The following is a 20,421-nucleotide window of genomic DNA, read 5'->3' as shown; positions in this document are numbered from 1 at the left end:
AGAAGGTGCTACTTCAGGAGAAGCTGGCGCGAGCTGCGGACCGACTGCGCGACGGTGCGGAGACGGCCCTGGCGTGCCTTCACCTGCCGCGCAACCCTGACCAGCAGTATCACAATGCACCAGACACGGTGCGCCGCGAGTTGCTTCAAGCGTTCTTTGTCTGCCTGCGCGTCTACTAGGAGGGCAAAACTATCCAGATCGAGGCTGAGCAAACGGCAGCCACCTATGCCTTCCACGACGCCGCGGTGGCTATAAGAACAAACCCGCAAGCTGTCACGGGAAACTAAGACAATCTCGAAATTTCCGTAGAAAACTCTTCAAATCCTGAACAATTTCCAGTCTGCCTCGGAGAAGAATAAGAGCACTATAGCTGGGGTACCTGGACTCGAACCAAGAACAACTGAACCAGAATCAGTCGTGTTGCCAATTACACCATACCCCAATGGTCATCCGGCGGTGAGGCCGGGACCAGGCGGCGGCCGGAGTGGAACTCGGCGCCGAGAGACGACAGTACCCTACGGACGCACGCCGCTCAAATCGGCTCCGCGATCGTGCACGGCGAGGGCCTCCGACTCGGGCGCGGCCTCGCCGAGGCGGGCGCGGACGAGGTCGCGGTTGATCGCCGAGGCGACCTGCGCGCCGGAGCCCGCGGCGACGATCAGCTGCTGCGGTCCGGGGGCGGTGACCTCGCCGGCGGCGTAGAGGCCGGGGACAGAGGTGCGGCCGCCGGCGTCGACGCGGAGGAAGCCGTCGGGGTCGACCTCGGGGCCGGCCGGGTCGAGGTAGTCGAGGACGGGGACCCAGACCGGGCGGACGAAGGCGCCGGTGCGCGGGATCACATCGCCGTCGGCGAGGGCGACGCCGGTCATCACGGCGCGCTCCCCCACCAGGTCCGCGACGGGGCGGCGCTCGATGCGGATGCCGATCGAGTTCAGGAGCGACTCGTCGGTGTCGCTGACGACTCCGACGCCGTTGGTGAAGACGATGAGGTCGGTCGACCACTGCGAGAGGAGCATGGCGCGCTCGGCGAGGTCGGCGGTCTCGCCGATCAGGGCCAGCGGCTCGCCGGCCTTCTCGTAGCCGTCGCACTCCATGCAGCTGTGCACGGCGGTGCCGTAGTAGGCGCGGAGGCTGGGGAGCGTCGGCAGGCGCTCGGAGAGGCCGCCCGCGACGACGACCGCGGTCGCCAGCACCGAGCGGTCGGCCGAGCCGCGGACGCCCTTCGCGGTGACGACGAACTCGCCGCCCGAGCGCTCGACGGCGGTGACCATGGCGTTGTGCACCTCGGCCTCGTCGTACTGCTCGAGCTCGGCGCGGCCGAGGCGGCGCAGCTCCAGCGGCGAGACGCCGTCGCGGGTGAGGAAGCCGTGCGAGTGCAGGGTCGCCGCATTGCGCGGGCGGTTGCTGTCGAGCAGCAGCACGCTGCGGCGCGCGCGGACGAGGTTGAGCCCCGCCGAGAGCCCCGCGGGGCCGGCGCCGATGATGACGACGTCGTAGTGGCCGCCCTGCACCTCCGCCACGATCAGCTCCGGGTGTCGGCGAGGCGGGCGAGGCGCGCGATCGACTCGGACTTGCCGAGGATCTCCATCGACTCGAACAGCGGCGGCGAGACGCGGCGGCCCGAGATCGCGGTGCGCAGCGGCCCGTAGGCGATGCGGGGCTTGAGGCCCAGGCCCTCGATCAGCGCGGAGGCGAGCGCCTCCTGGATCGAGGCGGTCAGCCACTCCCCCTCGGGCACGAGCTCGAGGGCGCCGATCGACGCGGCGAGGACCTCGCCGGCGTTCGCGGGCAGGCCCTTCAGCGCGTCCTCGTCGTAGGAGAGGGCGTCGGCCGTGGTGAAGAGGAAGCCGAGCATCCCAGGCGCCTCGCCGAGCAGGCCGATGCGCTCCTGGACGAGCGGGGCGGCGGCGTCGAGGACGGCGCGCTGGTCGGCGGTCGGCTCGGTCTCGAGGACGCCGGCGGCGATCAGGTAGGGGATCGTCCGCTCGGTGAAGTCGTCGACCGCGAGCAGGCGGATGTGGTCGCCGTTGATCGACTCGGCCTTCTTGAGGTCGAAGCGGGCCGGGTTGGGGTTCACGTCGGCGACGTCGAAGGCGGCGATCATCTCGTCGATCGAGAAGACGTCGCGGTCGTGGGTGAGCGACCAGCCGAGAAGGGCGAGGTAGTTGACCAGGCCCTCGGGGATGAAGCCGCGGTCGCGGTGGTGGAAGAGGTTGGCGGAGGGGTCGCGCTTGGAGAGCTTCTTGTTGCCCTCGCCCATCACGTAGGGGAGGTGGCCGAAGCGCGGGACGAACGTGGTCAGTCCGATGTCGATCAGAGCGTGGTACAGCGCGATCTGGCGCGCGGTGGAGGGCAGGATGTCCTCGCCGCGGAGGACGTGCGTGATCTGCATCAGCGCGTCGTCGACCGGGTTCACCAGCGTGTAGAGCGGCTGGCCGTTGGGGCGGACGACGACGAAGTCGCTGAAGGAGCCGGCCGGGAAGGTGATCTCACCGCGGACGAGGTCGTCGAAGGAGAGGTCGGCGTCCGGGACGCGCAGGCGGAGCGCCGGGCTGCGGCCCTCGGCGCGGAAGGCGGCGCGCTGCTCCTCGGTGAGGTCGCGGTCGAAGTTGTCGTAGCCGTGCTGCTTGGCGCGGCCGGACGCCTCGTTGCGGGCGTCGATCTCCTCCGCGTTCGAGTAGCTCTCGTAGAGGTGGCCGGAGGCGAGCAGGCGCTGGATGACGTCGGTGTAGACGTCGCTGCGCTCGGACTGGCGGTAGGGGCCGTGCGGGCCGCCGACGCCGACGCCCTCGTCCCAGTCGAGCTTCAGCCAGCGGAGCGCGTCGATGAGCTGCTCGTAGCTCTCCTCGCTGTCGCGGGCCGCGTCGGTGTCCTCGATCCGGAAGACGAAGGTGCCTCCGGTGTGCCGCGCATACGCCCAGTTGAACAGGGCGGTGCGGATGAGGCCGACGTGCGGCGTCCCGGTCGGGGACGGGCAGAAGCGGACGCGGACGTCGCTCCCGGTCGCGGTCGTGAACGGGTGCGCGTCGTGGGCGCGATCGGAGGGCGGGGTGAGCTCAGACATACGGGGCGATTCTAGCGGCGGGGCGGGGATCGGCGCCCGGACTGGACAGGGGGCCGACTCGGGCGTCGGTCCGGCTCGCGGGACCGATCCGGCTCGCGGGCGGCAGGAGCTCTTAGCGCGAAGCAGTGCTCCGAGTCAACGGACTTCTCCAACGGGAGGAGCAGTGGTGGCCTGTGGCTACTGCTTCTCCCCCGGGGCCGCTCGACGACGAGCGCGTCGCATCCCGCCGCCCCGGACGCGCCAGCATGCCCGGAAAGGGGTCCCGATGAGCACGGTCGTTCTCGACACCGCCCTCGCAGCGCTCGCCCCCGCGACCGACTCGCCGAGCGAGCCCGCCTCGCCGCGCGAGGAGAAGGACGCCCGCACCCTCTCGCTCTTCCAAGCGGCGGCGACCGCCGACGACGCCGAGGGCGCCCGCATCCGGGAGCGCATCGTGCTCGACCACCTCGGGCTGGCCGAGGCGATGGCGAACCGGGTGTCCCGCGCCGGCGGCGACCGCGCGGATCTCCGCCAGGTCGCCTACGTGGGGCTGGTCAAGGCCGCCCGCCGCTTCACGCCGGAGCGCGGCGACAGCTTCGCCGCCTTCGCGGTGCCCACCATCACCGGCGAGCTCAAGCGCCACCTGCGCGACCTCGGCTGGATGATCCGCCCGCCCCGCGGCGTGCAGGAGCTGCACCGCCGCTCGGCCGTCGTCGCCGACGAGCTCGCGCAGGAGCTCGGCCGCCACCCGAGCGATCGGGAGATCGCCGCGCGGCTCGGCGTCGAGCCGGCCGAGGTCGCCGACGCGCGCGCGGCCGGGCATCCGCTCTCCCTCGACGAGACCGTCGGCGAGACCGGCGTCCGGCTGGCCGAGACGATCGGCGGGGAGGACGAGGACCTCGCGGCGATCGACCGCCGGCACGGCCTGGCCCGGGCGCTCGCCGAGCTCGAGAACGGCCAGCGCGAGCTGCTCCGGATGCGCTTCGTCGAGGAGATGACGCAGCAGCAGATCGCCGACGCGCTCGGCACCACGCAGATGCAGGTCTCGCGGCTGCAGCGCCGGATCCTCGCGCAGCTCGCCGACCGCCTCGGCGCCCCGTCGCGCAGTCATCAGCCCACGAACCGCGCGCGGGTAGCGTCGGTCGCCGTGGTCACGCCCGTCCACCCTGCGGCGCGGCTGCGGACCGCCTGAGGTGCGCGTCGGCGCGCGAGGGCAGGGTGGCGAGCGCGTCGAGGACGTCCTCGGTCCGCACCGCGAGCAGCGCCGGGTCGGGCTCGGAGGAGAAGACGTCGCCGCGGCGCAGCGACGCGTCGGTCAGCACGACGTGCGGTCCGCTCACCGGCGGGCCCCACGCCTCGGGCGGCGCCGGTCCGAAGATCACGACCGACGGGATGCCGTAGGCGGACGCCAGGTGCGCGGCACCGGTGTCGACCGTGACGAGCACCTCGGCCGCGGCGACGACCGCGGCGAACCCGCTCAGGTCGATCGCGCCGGCGAGCACCTCGCCCGTTCCGGCCAGCTCGGCGACGCGGCGGGCGCGGTCGGCCTCGTTCGCGCCTCCGGTGTAGACGACGCGGTGCCCCTCGGCGGCCAGCGACTGCGCGACCGCGGCGAAGCGCTCCTCCGGCCACTCGCGCGAGCCGTAGAACGCGCCGATGTGCACGATCGCCGCGCCGTCGACGGGCGCGGGCACGGCCGGGACGGCGATGCCGACGTCCTCGGGGTCGGCGTCGAGGCCGATCGAGTTGACGAGGCGGGCCCAGCGCGCGCGCTCCAGTTCGCCGTCGAGCCAGAGCGGGCACGGGTCGTCGTGGCTCGCGTCGGGGTCGAGAGCGGGCACGCGGAACTCGAGGCGGCGCTCGGGCTCGAGCGCGATCAGGGCGTCGCGGGACTCCGGGCCGTTGCCGTGCAGGTTGACGGCGAGCTCGATGCGCCCGGGCGCGACCGGCAGCGGATCGTCCAGCCCGCGCAGGGTCGGCACGAGGGCGTCGAGGCCGTCGATGAGGTCGACGATCGGCTCCAGCCAGGGCGTGGTCGCGAGGATCAGCCGGTGCTCGGGGAAGCCGCGGCGCAGCGCCTTGAGGGCGGGGACGGCCACGAGGATGTCGCCGAGCTTGAGGGCTCGCAGGGCGAGGATCTCCGGGGTTCCGTCCGGGTCGGTGAGAGCGCGCACGGCGCCTCCTTCCTGTCGGAGGTCCCGTACCCCGCTCCGGCGTCCTCAGACGCGCGGATCTCGAGCGGGCGGCCCCGCGGCTCCGACGCGCCCGAGCGGACCACTTCTCCTCCCCCGCGTTTGGAACCCGGAGGAGGGGGGTACGAGGGAGAGGTGAACGACTCGATCCAGCCGGGCTCCGCGCACCGCACCGCGGAGGACGCCCCCGCCCCGCGCGCTGCGCGGCTGCGCGGAATCCTCTTCGACCGCGACGCGACGCTCGTGGTCGACGTGCCCTACAACGGCGACCCGGCGCTGGTCGAGCCGATGCCCACCGCGCTGGACGCGGTCGAGCGGGCCCGCGAGGCGGGACTGAAGCTCGGCGTCGTCACGAACCAGTCCGGCATCGCCCGCGGCATCATCGACCGCGCGCAGGCCGACGCCGTGAACCGGTGTGTCGACGAGCTGTTCGGCGGCTTCGACGCCTGGATGCTCTGCCCGCACGGCCCCGAGGACGGCTGCGCCTGCCGCAAGCCCGCGCCGGGCATGGTGCTCGACGCCGCGCAGAGCCTCGGGCTGCCCGCCGGCTCCCTCGCGGTGATCGGCGACATCGGCGCGGACGTCGGCGCGGCTGCGGCCGCGGGGGCCCGCGGCGTGCTCGTGCCCACCCCGATCACCCGGGCCGAGGAGGTGGCCGCCGCTCCGCTGCGCGCGGCGACGCTCCTCGAGGCCGTCGAGCTGCTGCTGGCGATGCAGCCGGACGAGGACGCCGAATGACCCGCCGCGTGCTGGTGGCGCGCCTCGACAGCGCCGGCGACGTGCTGCTCTGCGGACCGGCCGTCCGCGCGATCGCGGCCGACGCCGAGGTGCTGCTGCTCGCGGGACCGCAGGGCGCGCCCGCCGCGGCGCTGCTGCCGGGGCCGACGCGGGTCCGCACCTGGTCCTGCCCGTGGATCGGCGACGCCTCGCGCCCGGTCGACGCCGCCCTCGTGGCGGAGCTGCGGTCGATCGTCGAGGAGTTCGCTCCGGACGAGGCCGTGATCCTCACCTCCTTCCACCAGTCGCCGCTGCCGCTCGCGCTGCTGCTGCGCCTGTCGGGCGTCGCGCGGATCTCCGGCGCGTCCGTCGACTTCGCGGGCGCCCTGCTCGACGTGCGGCTGGTGCCCGGCGAGACGCTCGAGGAGGACCAGCCCGAGCCGGAGCGCGCGCTCGCCATCGCGGCGGCCGCGGGCTTCGCGCTGCCCGAGGGCGACGACGGGCTCCTGCGGGTGAATCGCGAAAGCGTCCTCCCCGACGCGCTCGAGGGCGTCGGACCGTACGTGGTCGTGCATCCCGGTGCAGCGGTTCCCGCGCGGGCCTGGCCCGCCGAGAACGCGGCGCGCGCGGTCGAGCTGCTCGCCGACTCCGGAGTCGCGGTCGCCGTCACCGGCGGCCCCGGCGAGCGCGCGCTGACCGCGCAGGTCGCGGGCAGCCGCGGCATCGACCTCGGTGGCGCGACCGACTTCGCCGGCGCGGCCGAGGTGCTCGCCCGCGCCGAGGTCGTCATCAGCGGCAACACCGGGCCGGCGCACCTGGCGGCGGCTGTCGGCACCCCGGTGGTCAGCCTGTTCGCGCCCGTCGTCCCGGCGATCCGCTGGGCGCCCTACGGCGTCCCGGTCGAGCTGCTCGGCGACCAGCAGGCCGCCTGCGCCGGCTCGCGCGCCCGCGTCTGCCCCGTTCCCGGCCACCCCTGCCTCGCAGGAGTGAGCGCCGAGGAGGCGGTCGCCGCCGCCCACCGGCTCCGCGCGCTCCCGCGGCGCGACTCCACGACATCCACCACGACACCCTCGGAGGCGCTCGCATGAGGATCCTGCTCTGGCACGTGCACGGCGGCTGGGCGGACGCGTTCGTCCGCGGCGACCACGAGTACCTGCTGCCCACCACCCCCGCCCGCGACGGCTGGGGCCTCGGCACCGGCGGCCGCGACTGGCCGAACACCGTCGAGATCGCCCCGGAGGAGCTGCGCGACGCCGAGGTCGACGTCGTCCTCCTCCAGCGCCCCGACGAGCTGGCCGAGGCGGAGCGCCTGCTCGGCCGCCGGCTCGGCCGCGAGATCCCGGCGGTCTACGTCGAGCACAACACGCCCCGCGGCGACGTGCCCGACAACCGCCACCCGCTCGCCGACCGCGACGACCTCCTCCTCGTGCACGTCACGCACTTCAACGCGCTGATGTGGGACACCGGATCGACGCGCACCACGGTGATCGAGCACGGGATCAACGACCCCGGCCCCCTCTACACCGGCGAGCTCGCGCGCTTCGGCGTCGTCATCAACGAGCCGGTGCGCCGGCGGCGGGTGACCGGCACCGACCTCCTGCCGCGCTTCGCCGCGGTCGCCCCGCTGGACGTCTTCGGGATGAAGACCGAGGGTCTCGTCGGGACGCCCGGGCTGCCCGCCGACCGCCTCGACGTGCTCGGCGACGTGAAGACCGGCGCGATGCACGCGGAGCTGGCCCGCCGCCGGGTCTACCTGCACCCGTTCCGCTGGACCTCGCTCGGCCTCGCGCTGCTCGAGGCGATGCACCTGGGGATGCCGGTCGTGGCGCTGGAGACCACGGAGGCCGGCCGCGCTGTGCCGCCCGAGGCCGGGGCGGTCTCGAACGACCTCGACGCGCTGGCGGCAGCCGCCCGTGCGCTGATGGAGGACCCGGAGCGGGCCGCCGTCGCCGGCGCGGTCGCCCGCGAGGCCGCGCTCGCCCGCTACAGCCTCGGCCGGTTCCACCGCGACTGGGACGAGCTGCTCGGCGACCTCGCCGCCGCCCCGCGCACCCTCTCCACCGCCGGAACCCGCGAAGGGAGCACCCGATGAGCACCCCCCGTCCCCTCTCGATCGCGATGGTCTCCGAGCACGCCAGCCCGCTGGCGACGCTCGGCGGCGTGGACGCCGGCGGCCAGAACGTGCACGTCGCGGCCCTCGCCGACGCGCTCGCGCGCCGCGGCCACCGCGTGACCGTCTACACCCGGCGCGACGACGCGTCGCTCCCCCGCCGGGTGCCCTTCACCTCCGGCGTCGAGGTCGTGCACATCGATGCGGGCCCGGCCGCCAAGGTCTCCAAGGACGAGCTGCTGCCGTTCATGGGCGACTTCGCCGTCGACCTCGCGAACGACTGGCTCGACTCCCGCCCCGACCTGGTGCACAGCCACTTCTGGATGTCCGGGGTCGCCGCGCTCGACGCCTCCGAGCGGGTGGAGCGCGCCACCGGGCGCCGAGTGCCCGTCTTCCACACCTTCCACGCGCTCGGCGTCGTGAAGCGCCGCCAGCAGGGCGCGCTCGACACCAGCCCCGAGGAGCGCGCCTGGCTCGAGCCCGGTGTCGGCCAGCGGGCGGACGGCGTCGTCGCCACCTGCTCCGACGAGGCCTTCGAGCTGAAGGGCCTCGGCGTGCCCACCTCGAGCATCTCGGTGGTGCCCTGCGGCGTGGACCTCGAGCGCTTCACGCCCGACGGACCCGTCGCCGAGCGCACCGCGCGCGTCCGGCTGATGAGCATCGGCCGCCTCGTGCCCCGCAAGGGCATGGGCCACGCGATCGAGGCGCTCGCCCGCCTGGTCGCCGACGGCTGCGACGCCGAGCTGGTCGTCGTCGGCGGCTCCGGCTCGGGCGACGCGCTCATCGCCGACCCGGAGTACCAGCGCCTGCACGGCGTCGCCGAGGGCCTCGGAGTCGCCGACCGCGTCGTCTTCGCGGGCCAGCTCTCGCAGACCGAGATGCCGGCGATGCTCCGCTCCGCCGACATCGTGATCTGCGCGCCCTGGTACGAGCCGTTCGGCATCACCCCGCTGGAGGCGATGGCCTGCGGCGTGCCGGTGGTCGCCTCCTCCGTCGGCGGGCTGATCGACACGGTCGTCGAGGACGTCACCGGCGTGCACGTCCCGCCGCGCGACCCCGAGGCCCTCGCCGCGGCCCTCGCCGCGCTGATCGCCGACCCCGAGCGCGCCCGCGCCTACGGAGCCGCCGGCCGCGCCCGCGTCGAGTCCCGCTACTCCTGGGACCGCGTCGCCGCGGACACCGAGCGCGCCTACCTGACCACCCTCGCCGGACTCGGCGACGGCGGTGCCGCCATGAGCGGCACCGCTCGCACCTCCCTCTCCTCCACCCCCCGGAAGGCGGCCCCGCGCAGATGAGCATCGACACCGTTCTGGACACCCCGACGGGCACGCCGTCCGACACCTCGACGGACGCCGCCCGGCGCCTCGTCGACGACCACGTCGCCCGCGCGCTCGACGTCGTCGCGCAGCTGGAGCGGCACTCCGACCGGATCGTCGCCTGGGGCGTCGAGCTGGCGGACCGCCTGCACACCGGCGCCCGGCTGCTCGCGGCCGGCAACGGCGGCTCGGCCGCGGAGGCGCAGCACCTCACCGCCGAGCTGGTCGGCCGCTTCGACGGCGATCGCATCCCGTTCTCCGCGATCTCGCTGCACTCCGAGACCTCGAGCCTCACCGCGATCGGCAACGACTACGGCTTCGACCACGTCTTCGCCCGCCAGGTCACCGCGCACGCCCGCAGCGGCGACGTCGTCGTGCTGCTCTCGACCAGCGGCCGCAGCGCCAACCTGCTGCACGCGGCCGAGGCGGCCCGCGCGGCCGGCGCCCGCACCTGGGCGCTCACCGGCAACGGACCGAACCCGCTGACCGAGGCCTGCGACGAGTCGATCGCGCTCGAGGGCCACGGCTCGAACGTGCAGGAGGCGCAGCTCGTGCTGGTGCACGCGCTCTGCCGGGCCTTCGAGCACCGGATCCGCGTGCGGACGGGGGCGGCCGCGTGAGCCGCCTGCGGATCGCCGTGGTCGGCGACGTGATGCTCGACGTCGACCTCTCCGGGCCGGCCGAGCGGCTGAGCCCCGACGCGCCGGTGCCCGTGGTCGACGTGTCGACCCGCGGGGTGCGCGCCGGCGGCGCCGGGCTGGTGGCGCGGATGCTGGTGCGCGACGGCCACGAGGTCGTGCTGGTGACGGCGCTGGCCGACGCCGCCGATGCCGATGCGGCCGAGCTGCTCGCCGCCCTCGACGGCGTCCGAGTGGTCGCCGGGCCCTCCGGCGCGCCGACGCCCGTGAAGACGCGGGTCGCCGCCTCCGGTCAGGCGGTCGTCCGCTTCGACCGCGGCTGTGAGCGCCCGCCGGTGCCGACCGTGACCGAGGAGATGCTCGCCGCGCTCGGCGAGGTCGACGCGGTCGTCGTCGCGGACTACGGCCGCCGGCTCACCGAGGACGCCTCGCTCCGCGCGGCCCTCGACGCGCTCACCGTGCCGCTGGTCTGGGATCCGCATCCGCGCGGGACCGAGCCGGTCGCCGGGACGACCCTCGCGACGCCGAACCTGGGCGAGGCGACCGGCTTCTCCGGGGCGAGTGGCCGCGGCGTCACCCTCGCCGAGACCGCCGCGACGACGCTGCTCGAGCGCTGGGGCTGCGGCGCGGTCGCGGTGACGATGGGCTCCGGCGGTGCCCTGGTCCGCTCGCGCGGCGCCGGCGTGCCGGTGGTGCACCCCGCCGCCGCCGTGCCGCCGACCGATCCCTGCGGGGCGGGCGACCGCTTCGCCGCCTCCGCCGCCGTCGCGCTGGCCGGCGGGGCCACCCCCTCCGAGGCGGTCGGCGCGGCCGTCGCCGCGGCCGGCGCCTACCTGCTCGCGGGCGGAGTCTCCTCCCTCGGCACTCCGGCCGACACCGCCGCCCTGCACGGGGCGTCCGGAGTGGACGCGCTGCGCGTCGCCGAGGCCGTCCGCGGCGCCGGCGGCACCGTGGTCGCGACCGGCGGCTGCTTCGACCTGCTGCACGCCGGCCACGCCCGCACCCTCTCGGCCGCCCGGGCGCTCGGCGACTGCCTGATCGTCTGCCTCAACTCCGACGACTCCGTGCGCCGGCTCAAGGGACCGGCCCGGCCGATCATCCCCGAGGACGACCGGGTCGACCTGCTGCTCGCGCTCGAGTGCGTCGATGCGGTCCTCGTCTTCGGCGAGGACACCCCCGACGAGGCGCTGCGCCGCATCCGCCCGGACGTCTGGGTGAAGGGCGGCGACTACTCCGCCGAATCGCTGCCCGAGACCGCGACGGTCGCCGAGTGGGGCGGCCGCGTCCTGACGGTGCCGTACCACGCCGGCCGCTCGACCACCCATCTCGCCGCCGCGCTCGCGCGCGTCGGCTGACCGCGTCGGCTCCGGCCGACCACCGCCCCGCTGCGCCGATCCCGTCGGCGCTGACGATCCTGGAAGGGACACCCATGACCACCACCCCCACCCCCATCGGCCGCGTCCTGATCACCGGAGGCGCCTCCGGACTCGGAGCCGCCGTCGCGGCCGCCGTCACGGCCGCGGGCGGCACGCCGATCGTCCTCGACCGCGACGTCTCGAACGTGCAGGAGGGCGTCGCCGCCTACCAGGTGGACGTCGCCAAGACCCGCGAGGCCGAGAAGGCCGTCGTCGAGATCGCCCGCGAGCACGGCGGCCTCGACGCCGTCGTCACCGCGGCCGGCATCGACCGCTGCGGCCGCCTCGTCGACGTCGACCCGGAGGAGTGGGAGCGCGTGATCTCGGTCAACCTGCTCGGCACCGCGGCCGTCGTCCGCGCCGCACTGCCCTTCCTCACCGAGACCCACGGCCGCGTCGTCACCGTCGCGTCCTCGCTCGCGATCAAGGCCGTCTCGGACGCCACCGCCTACTGCGCGTCGAAGTTCGGCGTGCTCGGCTTCACCCGCGCTCTCGCGGCCGAGACCAAGGGCGAGATCGGCGTGACCACGCTGATCCCCTCCGGCATGAAGACGCGCTTCTTCGACGACCGCGACGCCCAGTACAAGCCGGGCCCCGACGCGCTCCTCAACGACCCGGAGAACGTCGCGAACGCCGTCATGTTCGTCCTCGGCCAGCCCCGCGGCTGCGAGGTCCGCGAGCTCGTCATCACCCACGAGGAGGAGCCCTCCTGGCCGTGACCTGACGCCCCGGACGTCTGACGCTCCCCCGCGTCCGACCCCTCCCGCGAGATGCCACTTATGAGCGCGACACGCCGGTGTCGGCGCTCCTAGGTGGCATCTCGTGGTGGGGGGGCAGGGCCCGGGCGACGTCAGCGGGTGGAGGCGAGGACGCCGCGGACGTCCTCGAGGACCCGGGCGACGGGGACGTCGTCGACGAAGGACAGCTCGTGCTCGCAGCGCGGGGCGGTCCAGCCGACCTGGGTGACGTCGATGCCGCAGATCGGGCAGCGGGTCGTCCAGCTCAGCTGCACGCGATGGCGCTGGCGGCCGAGGGGCTGGGCGTTGATCGCGTTGCCGACCCAGAAGACGCCGACCGTGGGCGCACCGACCGCCGCCGCGAGGTGCCGCGGTCCGCTGTCGTTGCCGAGCACGAGGTCCGCGAGCGAGAGCAGCGGACCGAGATCCGGGAGCTCGACCCGGTCCGCCCAGGACACCGCGCCCGGAGCGCCCGCGACGATCGCCTCCGCGGCGGGCGCGTCGGAGGCGTCGCCCACGACGAGCACGCGCGCGCCGTCGGCCAGCAGTGCGCGGGCCACCTCGGCGAAGTTCGCGGAGCTCCAGCGGCGCCGGACGTCGGTCGCGCCCGGGTGGATCAGCACCAGCGGCCCCCCGGCGGGGAGGGCCGCGGCGAGGCGGTCGCGGCGCTCTTGGTCGACCTGCAGCGACGCCTCGAGGCGCACCGCAGGGGCCCCCGCCAGCCCGACGATCTCGAGCGCCCGCAGCATCTCGTGCTGGTAGTAGACGTAGGGGATGGTGCGCTCCAGCTCGGCCGCGTCGTCGGTGCGCGAGCCGATCGTGTGCCGCGCGCCGAGGCGCTGCAGGAACGGGTTGGAGAAGCGGCCGCCGCCGTGCAGCTGCACCGCGAGGTCGAAGCGCCGCGCGCGCATCCGCTCGGTGAAGTCCTCGACGACCCTCGGGTCCTCGCCCTCGCCGTCGCGGACGCCCTGCGCCACCGGCAGGATCTCGACGTCGCTCACCGGCGACTCCACGCCCTGCAGCAGCACGCGGTGCGCCGGAGTGCCGAGCAGCACGATCTCGGCGCCCGGGTAGGCGGCGGCGAGCGCGTCGACGGCGGGCAGCGCGAACAGCAGATCGCCGAGTCCGCCGCCGCGCAGGACGGCGATCCTCTCGACTCCGTCGAAGCGGTCTCGGAGCGGGGCGATGGCGACCACGGGCGTTCCTCTCGATGGGGCGGAGTCGCGCGCGGCGACTCCGGGGAAGGGGCACTCCTCCTCTTCCCCGTCCGAGGCGATCCGAAACCGGAGGCGGCCGGTGCGGGAGCATCGCAGCGGACCGAGAATCCCTTCGAGCCGCCCTGCTGAGGCCCGCGGGTCTCGATACCCCCCTCCGGGGCTACTCGACCAGCATGGTCGGGTCATGCTGATCGAGTAGCCCGCGCAGCGGGCGTATCGAGATCCACCACCGTCAGAACGGGGGTCTGCAGACCCGCCCTGCTGGTGACGGCGGGTCTCGATACGCCCCTGCGGGGCTACTCGACCAGCATGCAGGGAGGGGCGCCGCCGCGTTGCTCTCGGCGATCACTCGGCGGCGAGCGCCCCGCGGCGGATCTTGCCCGCGTCGTCGCGCAGCGGTGAGCGCTGGAGCCGCAGAGCCCGCGGCGCCCGCGAGCCGAGGTGCTCGCGCGAAAAGGCGAGCAGCTCCTCCTCCGTCACGTCGCTCTCCGCGATGTCCACCACCGACTCCACCGCCTGGCCGAGCTCCGCGTCCGCGACGCCGAAGGCGACCGCGCCGCGGACCGCCGGGTGCTCCTCCAGCACCCTCTCGATCTCGGCCGGGTAGACGTTCACCCCGCCACGCAGGATCAGGTCGTCCGCCCGGTCCAGCACCGTCAGGTAGCCGTCCGCATCGACGGAGCCGAGGTCGCCGAGGGTGTCCCAGCCGTCGTCGGTCCGCTTCGACTCCCCGCCGAGGTAGCGGTAGGTCGGCTCCCCGCGGCGCATCTGCACGAGCCCCGGCTCGCCGACCGCGCACTCCGACCCGTCCGACCGCAGCACCCGCAGCTCCGTGCCGCCGATCGGGCGGCCGACGCTCCCGGGCCGCTCCCGCCACTCGTCGCCGCGGATCATCGTCAGCCCGTTCGACTCGCTGCCGGCGTAGACCTCGACGACCCGCTCCGCGCCGATCCACTCGATCAGCGCGCGCTTGTCCGCGGGCGGGCACGGCGAGCCGAGGTGCAGCACCGCCTCGAGCGACGACACGTCCGCGTCCCGGTGCGCGGGCGTCCGCAGCAGCCGGTGGATCATCGTCGGCACCAGCAGCGCCCAGGTCACCCGGTGCTCCGCGATCGCCGCGAGCACCCGCGCCTCGTCGAAGCGCGGCAGGATCACCAGCCGCTGCCCGGTCAGCAGCCCGCGGAAGGCGTAGGTGAAGGTCGCGGAGTGGGTGAGCGGCCCGGCGACGAGCTGCACCCCCTCCCGCGGCAGGAACGCCGCGACCGGCTGCGTCGGGTCCATCTGCGCGGGCGCCGCCGCGAGCACGATCTTCGGCCGCCCGGTGCTGCCGGAGGAGGCGGGCGCCTTCCACGACGCAGCCCAGATGTCGGGCAGCTCGTCGTCCGGCAGCGCCGGGTCGGGCTCGAAGCCGGCGGGGACGAACGGCACGCCATCGAGCTCGACCCCGATGCTCAGCGAGGGCCGCCCGAGCGCGCCCACCTCGGCGAGCTCCCGCGCCGACAGCCCGCGCGACAGCGGCTGCGGCGTCGCGCCCGCCTTCCAGATAGCCGCGCAGGCGAGCACCAGCTCGGCGCTGTTCGGCAGCGAGACCGCGACGAGCGAGTCCGGAGTGACGCCGAGCGCCGCGTAGGCGCGCGCGAGCCGGTTGGAGGCCCGGTCCAGGGCGCCCGCGGTCAGGGTCGCGTCATCGGCGACGACCACGACGCCCTCGGGGTCCTGCTCGGCGAGCGCCGAGAAGCAGCGCGAGAACGACCGGCGCATCACACGCCCACGGATCGGCGGCCGAGGTGAGCCCGGTACAGCGCCTCGTGACTCGCGGCGACGTCGTCCCACGAGTGCGAGAACGCGAGCTCCCGCCCGGGCCCGGGCTCCGGCGCCGCCCCCGCGAGCGCCGCGGCGAGCGCACCCCGGATCCCCGTCACGTCGCTCCCGTACGCCACCGTCTCCCCGAACACCTCGCGCAGCACCGGCAGATCGCGCGCGACGACCGGCACCCCCGCGGCGAGCGCCTCCATCGCCGCCAGCCCGAAGCCCTCCTTGGTCGAGACGAAGCCGAGCACCGCCGCACCGGCGACGAGCGCCGCGAGCCGCTCCTCCGGCACCGTGCCGAGCACGACCGGCGTCACGCCCAGCTCCGCCACCCGGCGCTCGAACTCCTCGCGGTAGCCCCGGTAGTCGAACAGCGTCTCCCCGCCGCCGAAGACGAGCGCGGTCCCCGGAGCCAGCCCCGCGAACGCCTCCAGCAGGTCGATGCTGCCCTTCCGCGGCTCGATGCCGCCGAGCGCGAGCACGTAGCGGCCGAGCTCGGCCCGCCACTCCCCCGCGGCAGCACCGCCGGCCGCGGCGGCGAACCGCGCGGCGTCGACGCCGTTCGGGATCACCGCCGGCGCCCGCCCCCAGCCCGCCGCCACCTCGTCCGCGACCGCCCGCGACACCGCGAGCAGCCCGGCCGGCCCCGTGATCGCGCGCTCATGGCAGGCGATCAGCGCCGGCGTCGTGAAGGCGTCGAGATGGTGCACCGTCCGGAGCAGCCCGCCGGCCCCGGCGAAGCCCGCGTCGAGCGCGGCGTTCGCCGAGATGCAGTCCTGCGCGTGCACGACGTCCCACTCCTCGCCGTCCTCCCCCAGCGCCACAGCCATCGCGTCGAGCGAGCGGACGATCCGGTCGCCGACGTCCTCCCCGTCGCGCGCCGCGAACGGCACCACCCGGACCGCCACCGCGGGGTCGACCGCGCGGAAGAAGGCGGAGTCGCCGCCGCGGCCGAGCGTCCAGACGGTCACCTCGTGCCCGCGCCGGGCCAGCGCCTCCGACAGCGCGAGCGTGTGCACCACGCCGCCGCGGGGCTTCGTGGAGTAGGTCAGCTGCGCGATCCGCACGGGGTCTCCTTCAGGCGGGGCGGCGCCCACGGGCGGCACCGGTCGGACGGGCGGGCCGGAAGCTCAGACGGTGGGAGCCGCGCGGTGGTACGCGTGCTCGGCGCGGTCGCGCAGGTGGTCCATGCTGCGGCGGGCCCGGGCGACGGAGGCCGAGACGTCGTCGGTCGCGACCGCCAGCCCGCCCTTCGCCCAGGTCTTCGCGAGGATCTCGCCGGCCGGGTCCACGACCTTCGCCTGCCCGAGGAAGCGCAGCCCGCCGAGCACCCCGGTCTGGTTCGAGGAGACCAGGTAGACCTGGTTCTCCGCAGCACGCGCGCAGTCGTAGAGGTCGAACAGGTGCGCCTGGCGGTCGTTGCGGATCCGGTCGGAGCGGTCGGTGACGCTCGCGGGCCAGGCGCTGAGGCAGCAGAGGATCTCGGCCCCGTCGAGGGCGAGCGAGCGCGCCGACTCCGGGAAGGTCTTGTCGAAGTCGATCATCATCCCGATCCGCCCCACGGCCGAGTCGAACGAGCGGAAGGAGTCGCCCGCGGCGTACGCCTCGGACTCGCCCAGCGGCAGGTGCACCTTGCGGTGCGTCCCGATCACCTCACCGCCCTGCACGCAGACCGCCGAGTTGTAGCGCCGCACCTCACCGCCCTCGAGCGCGCGCTCCGCGATGCCGAAGCACACCGTGGTGTCCCCCGCCATCGCCGCGACGGCCGCCACCTCCGGCCCGTCCACCTCCACGGCCTGCGGCAGGTCGTCGGGGCCGGGGTGGTGCATGTCGAGGAGGTAGCCGCCGAGGGTCGCGTCGGGCAGCACCAGCAGGTCGATCCCGCGCTCTTGAGCGCTCGCGATCATGCCGGGCAGCTTGACGAGGGTGCGCTCGATGTCGCGGCCGAAGTGCGCCGCGACCGCGGCCATCGTGATCGTCGACATGGTCCTTCTCTCCCGCCCTCTGCGGGCGGCCGGTGCGCCGGGGCGGACGGAGAGCCTCCGCCCTCCTCCGCCCCGCGCGGCAGAGCGGTGCGCTCGAGCCGAGCGCGTGGCCGTCACCGTACCGCGGCGCCCTCGAGCCGGTCCATCCGCGCGCCGCCGAGCAGCTGCTCCGCCACGTGCTCCGCGTCGCGCGCGATCGCCTCGAAGCGCCCGGAGCCCCAGGTGTTCAGCCAGGGCAGCCCGAGGAAGTGCAGCCCGGGCACGGCGGTCGCGCCGCGCCGGTGGGTGGGATGCCCCGCGCCGTCGAAGACGCCGATCTGCATCCAGGAGTAGTCGGCCCGGAAGCCGACCGCCCAGACGATGCTCGTGATCCCGGCGGCCGCCAGGTCGAGCTCCTCGATCTCGCGCTCCGGCCGCCAGACCGGCGCGTACCGGGCCTCGGTCGGCGCCTGGATGCCCGAGCGCTCGATGTAGGCGTCGATGTCGTTCTTGATCGACTCCGCCACCGAGTCCGCGTAGTCGAGCGACGCCTCCGCCGTCGGCGCGAAGCGGAGCGACCCGCCGTCGACCTGCTGCAGCCGGCCGTAGAGCGTCATCCCGTCGCGCGCGAACGCCCGCAGGTCGATGTCGCGGCCGCCGCCGCGCCCGGTGACGTAGTGGTTGGTCGACTCCCGCTTGGAGAGCCCTCCGACCTGCGCGTGCACCGGCACGTCGTAGACGCCCATGTCGGCGAGCCAGGCGACGCAGTCGCGGCCGCGGTAGAACCGGGCGACCCGCGGAGCCGTCCCCAGCGCCAGGTGCACGTCGCGCCCCTCGAGGAAGAGGTCCTCCGCGATCTGCGCGCCGGACTGGCCGGAGCCGACCACGAGCACCCCGCCCTCGGGCAGCGCCGCGGCCGAGCGGTAGTCGGCCGAGTGCAGCTGCACGATCGCGTCCGGGATGCGGTGCGCGACCGCCGGGAGCACCGGCCGGTGGTAGCCGCCGGTGGCGACGACGACCTGGTCGGCGGTGATCGTGCCGCGCGAGGTGACGATCTCGAACGCCCCGTCCGCGCTCTCGCGCAGCCGGAGCACCTCGGTGTCCTCGGCCACCGGCGCGCCGAACGACTCGGCGTAGCGCCGCACCCAGGCGTGCACCTCGGCGCGGGTCATGAAGCCGTCCGGGTCGTCGCCGTCGTAGGGGTAGCCGGGGAGCCGGCACTGCCAGTTCGGCGTGACGAGCGTGAAGTTGTCCCAGCGGCGGTCGATCCAGTCGTGCGCGATCGTGTCGCGCTCGATCACGAGGTGCTCGACGCCCTGGTCCGTGAGCAGGCGGCTGATCGACAGCCCGGCCTGGCCGGCGCCGATCACGGCGACCGGGAGATGCCGGCCGTTCTCGAGCGCGGTCATGCGCGCGCCCCCTGCGCGGACGCGGGGACGGAGGCCGGAGGCAGCGGCGGGTCCATCGCCAGCACCCGCACCCGCCCGCCGTCGAAGCGCGCGGCGGCCGCGAGGATCTCCGACTCCTGCTGCAGCGCGGAGGTGCAGGCGAAGCCGAACTTCGCGCGCACCCGCTCGCTCGCCAGCCGCAGAGCCTCGGTCGAGCGCCCGACGAAGTCCTCGATCGGGTAGCTCTCGCCCTCGGCGAGGTAGTCGTGCATCACCAGGCTCGGCGAGTAGCAGCGCTCCTCGACGCCGTCCGGCCAGCGGACGTGGAAGGTCATCTCAGGCATGGACCAGCCCTCCGCTCCAGACACGGTCGATGTCGTAGGCGTCCGGCCGGCGGTCGCGGAGGTGGAACATCCCGCCGCGCATCGCCTCGAAGGTGCCCCGCACGTCGATGTCGGCGACCGCCATGCCCGAGCCGAGCAGCGTCGTCGCGAGGATGTTGCCGCCCGGATCGACGACCTTCGCGTTGCCCACGTAGCGGAGCGACCCGAAGGTGCCCGACTGGTTCGACGCCAGCCAGAACACCTGGTTGTCCAGGGCCCGCGCGATGTCGAACTGGTTGAAGCGGTAGGTCCAGCGGTCCTCCTGCAGGTTCTCCGCCGTCGCCGTCCGCGCGGCCGGCCAGGCCGAGAGCGAGGCGATGATCTCCGCCCCGTCCAGCGCCATCGAGCGGGCCGCCTCCGGGAAGGCCTTGTCGTAGCAGATCTGCAGCCCGACCCGGCCGACCGGGGTCTCGAAGACCGAGTAGCCGGGCCCGGGCGAGTACGACATGTGCTCGCCGAGCGGCTGGTGCACCTTGCGGTAGCTGCCGTAGATCTGCCCGCCGTCGAGCAGGGCGGCCGCGTTGTAGCGGGTCTCGCCGTCCGCGTCGAGCTCGCAGAAGCCGATCGCGACCAGCAGGTCGCCGGCGATCTCCTGCACCCGGCGCAGCTCCGGACCGTCCAGCGCGATCGCCGGGGGCATCGAGCGGGTGGTCGTCTTGACCGTGTCGCCGTGGTTGCCGAGGGACGAGAGGTAGCCGCCGATCGCGGCCTCGGGCAGGACGAGGAACTCGACCCGCTTCTCGCGGGCCTCCTCGGCCAGCGCGGCGATGAGCGCGTAGTTCTGATCGAGGTCGCGGGTGAAGTTCGCCGCGACCGATCCGACGACGGTCATGGCGGGCGCCTAGAGGTTGTAGGTCGAGTTGATGATGGCGCCCTTGCGGGCGTAGTGGATGACGGCGTCCTGGACGTCGAGCGGGTGGCAGGGGATGGTGCCCTCGATCAGGTCCTCCTCGCGCAGGCCGTGCAGCGCCATGCCGAAGCGGCAGACGAAGACGCGGTTGCCCTCGTCGATGAAGGTCTTCAGGGCGTCGTTGATGTTCTGCTCGCCCGGGAAGCCGGAGTCGCCGACCGTCGGGAAGCCGCGGGTGGCCATCGCGTTGATCGTGCCGGGGCCGTAGAAGTAGACGGCCGACTCGAAGCCCTTGCGGGCCGCGCGGGTCGCCTGCAGGATCGCGACGAAGCTGACCGAGGACTCGTGCGCGATGCCGTGCACGAGGGTGAAGTAGGACTGGCCGGGCTCGGCCTGGTAGTCGGGGAAGACCTTGGTGGAGCCGTAGAGGTTGCTGCCCTTGGGCAGCGAGGGGTGCGCGATCTCGGAGCGCGACTTCTCGATGTTGGCGCTGATCTGCTCTTCGATCGAGGCCTGGTCGTCGGTGCTGTGGTCGGCGGGGGTGGTCTGGTCGTCGGTCATGAGAACCTCCGGGGTTCGGTGAGGAGCGCGCCGGGCGGGGCGCGAGCGAGTGGTGCAGGGACAGGAGTGCCGGGTGGAACG

The 20,421-nt window shown here is 74.4% G+C and carries 19 protein-coding genes and 1 tRNA gene; 8 read left to right on the top strand and 12 right to left on the bottom strand.

Going from position 1 to position 20,421, the window contains the following annotated elements; genetic code table 11:
• Window positions 1–370: 370 nt before the first annotated feature.
• The 3 genes from MT353_RS18665 to gltX form a co-directional block, all read right to left on the bottom strand.
• Window positions 371–442: transfer RNA gene (locus tag MT353_RS18665), tRNA-Gln, on the bottom strand.
• Between the two features lie 73 nt (window positions 443–515).
• Complete coding sequence (locus MT353_RS18660; protein WP_374204636.1) at window positions 516–1,511, bottom strand: NAD(P)/FAD-dependent oxidoreductase; 996 nt, start codon at window positions 1,509–1,511, stop codon at window positions 516–518.
• Window positions 1,512–1,522: 11 nt separating this feature from the next.
• A complete protein-coding gene (gltX, locus tag MT353_RS18655; protein WP_243625569.1) occupies window positions 1,523–3,064 on the bottom strand; it encodes a glutamate--tRNA ligase in 1,542 nt (513 codons plus the stop codon).
• Window positions 3,065–3,329: 265 nt separating this feature from the next.
• Here gltX and MT353_RS18650 point away from each other — a divergent pair, with 265 nt between their 5' ends.
• Window positions 3,330–4,235 carry a sigma-70 family RNA polymerase sigma factor gene (locus MT353_RS18650; protein WP_243625568.1) on the top strand — a complete coding sequence of 302 codons (906 nt, stop codon included), beginning with the start codon at window positions 3,330–3,332 and terminating at the stop codon, window positions 4,233–4,235.
• Here MT353_RS18650 and MT353_RS18645 read toward each other — a convergent pair.
• Complete coding sequence (locus MT353_RS18645; protein ID WP_243625567.1) at window positions 4,195–5,217, bottom strand: glycosyltransferase family 9 protein; 1,023 nt, start codon at window positions 5,215–5,217, stop codon at window positions 4,195–4,197. The two genes, MT353_RS18650 and MT353_RS18645, sit on opposite strands and share 41 nt — an antisense overlap.
• Window positions 5,218–5,370: 153 nt before the next feature.
• On the opposite strand from MT353_RS18645, the gene MT353_RS18640 reads away from it, so the two are divergent.
• The 7 genes from MT353_RS18640 (at window position 5,371) to MT353_RS18610 (ending at window position 12,150) form a co-directional block, all read left to right on the top strand.
• The gene (locus MT353_RS18640) at window positions 5,371–5,973 is read left to right on the top strand and encodes an HAD family hydrolase (protein WP_308197539.1); all 603 of its coding nucleotides are present in this window, start codon (window positions 5,371–5,373) and stop codon (window positions 5,971–5,973) included.
• Window positions 5,970–7,040, top strand: coding sequence for a glycosyltransferase family 9 protein (locus MT353_RS18635; RefSeq protein ID WP_243625566.1), 1,071 nt, complete (start codon window positions 5,970–5,972; stop codon window positions 7,038–7,040). Before MT353_RS18640 ends, MT353_RS18635 begins: the two co-directional genes overlap by 4 nt.
• On the top strand, window positions 7,037–8,044 hold the full coding sequence (locus tag MT353_RS18630) for a glycosyltransferase (protein ID WP_243625565.1): 1,008 nt from the start codon (window positions 7,037–7,039) through the stop codon (window positions 8,042–8,044). Before MT353_RS18635 ends, MT353_RS18630 begins: the two co-directional genes overlap by 4 nt.
• The gene (locus tag MT353_RS18625; protein WP_243625564.1) at window positions 8,041–9,357 is read left to right on the top strand and encodes a glycosyltransferase; all 1,317 of its coding nucleotides are present in this window, start codon (window positions 8,041–8,043) and stop codon (window positions 9,355–9,357) included. Before MT353_RS18630 ends, MT353_RS18625 begins: the two co-directional genes overlap by 4 nt.
• On the top strand, window positions 9,354–9,998 hold the full coding sequence (locus MT353_RS18620) for an SIS domain-containing protein (protein ID WP_243625563.1): 645 nt from the start codon (window positions 9,354–9,356) through the stop codon (window positions 9,996–9,998). The genes MT353_RS18625 and MT353_RS18620 overlap by 4 nt, the downstream gene beginning before the upstream one ends.
• Before the next feature lie 5 nt (window positions 9,999–10,003).
• Window positions 10,004–11,371: a PfkB family carbohydrate kinase gene (locus tag MT353_RS18615; protein WP_243598710.1), complete on the top strand. Its 1,368-nt coding sequence runs from the start codon at window positions 10,004–10,006 to the stop codon at window positions 11,369–11,371.
• Between the two features lie 74 nt (window positions 11,372–11,445).
• Entirely contained in the window at window positions 11,446–12,150 is a 705-nt protein-coding gene (locus tag MT353_RS18610) for an SDR family oxidoreductase (protein ID WP_127887118.1), read from the top strand.
• Between the two features lie 131 nt (window positions 12,151–12,281).
• Here MT353_RS18610 and MT353_RS18605 read toward each other — a convergent pair whose 3' ends face one another.
• The 8 genes from MT353_RS18605 to MT353_RS18570 form a co-directional block, all read right to left on the bottom strand.
• Window positions 12,282–13,364 carry a glycosyltransferase family 9 protein gene (locus MT353_RS18605; RefSeq protein ID WP_243625562.1) on the bottom strand — a complete coding sequence of 361 codons (1,083 nt, stop codon included), beginning with the start codon at window positions 13,362–13,364 and terminating at the stop codon, window positions 12,282–12,284.
• 366 nt (window positions 13,365–13,730) lie between these two features.
• Window positions 13,731–15,146 (bottom strand): AMP-binding protein, encoded by a 1,416-nt coding sequence (locus MT353_RS18600; RefSeq protein ID WP_243625628.1) that lies wholly within the window; start codon window positions 15,144–15,146, stop codon window positions 13,731–13,733.
• Window positions 15,146–16,261, bottom strand: a complete 1,116-nt coding sequence (locus tag MT353_RS18595) for an MSMEG_0565 family glycosyltransferase (protein WP_243625561.1) — start codon at window positions 16,259–16,261, stop codon at window positions 15,146–15,148. The genes MT353_RS18600 and MT353_RS18595 overlap by 1 nt, the downstream gene beginning before the upstream one ends.
• A 63-nt stretch (window positions 16,262–16,324) precedes the next feature.
• Window positions 16,325–17,179: a carbon-nitrogen hydrolase family protein gene (locus MT353_RS18590; protein WP_123734002.1), complete on the bottom strand. Its 855-nt coding sequence runs from the start codon at window positions 17,177–17,179 to the stop codon at window positions 16,325–16,327.
• 113 nt (window positions 17,180–17,292) lie between these two features.
• On the bottom strand, window positions 17,293–18,567 hold the full coding sequence (locus MT353_RS18585; RefSeq protein WP_243625560.1) for an MSMEG_0569 family flavin-dependent oxidoreductase: 1,275 nt from the start codon (window positions 18,565–18,567) through the stop codon (window positions 17,293–17,295).
• Window positions 18,564–18,890 (bottom strand): MSMEG_0570 family nitrogen starvation response protein, encoded by a 327-nt coding sequence (locus MT353_RS18580; protein ID WP_127887124.1) that lies wholly within the window; start codon window positions 18,888–18,890, stop codon window positions 18,564–18,566. Before MT353_RS18580 ends, MT353_RS18585 begins: the two co-directional genes overlap by 4 nt.
• Window positions 18,883–19,761: a carbon-nitrogen hydrolase family protein gene (locus tag MT353_RS18575; RefSeq protein WP_123447958.1), complete on the bottom strand. Its 879-nt coding sequence runs from the start codon at window positions 19,759–19,761 to the stop codon at window positions 18,883–18,885. The genes MT353_RS18580 and MT353_RS18575 overlap by 8 nt, the downstream gene beginning before the upstream one ends.
• 9 nt (window positions 19,762–19,770) lie before the next feature.
• A complete protein-coding gene (locus MT353_RS18570) occupies window positions 19,771–20,340 on the bottom strand; it encodes an MSMEG_0572/Sll0783 family nitrogen starvation response protein (protein ID WP_123447959.1) in 570 nt (189 codons plus the stop codon).
• Window positions 20,341–20,421: the final 81 nt, after the last annotated feature.

It is taken from the genome of Rathayibacter sp. VKM Ac-2927 (genome assembly GCF_022815525.1).
GTDB classification, from domain to species: Bacteria; Actinomycetota; Actinomycetes; order Actinomycetales; family Microbacteriaceae; genus Rathayibacter; species Rathayibacter festucae.
The sequence above is the reverse complement of the archived record's forward strand: the minus strand, read 5'-3'. Positions and strand labels throughout refer to the sequence as shown.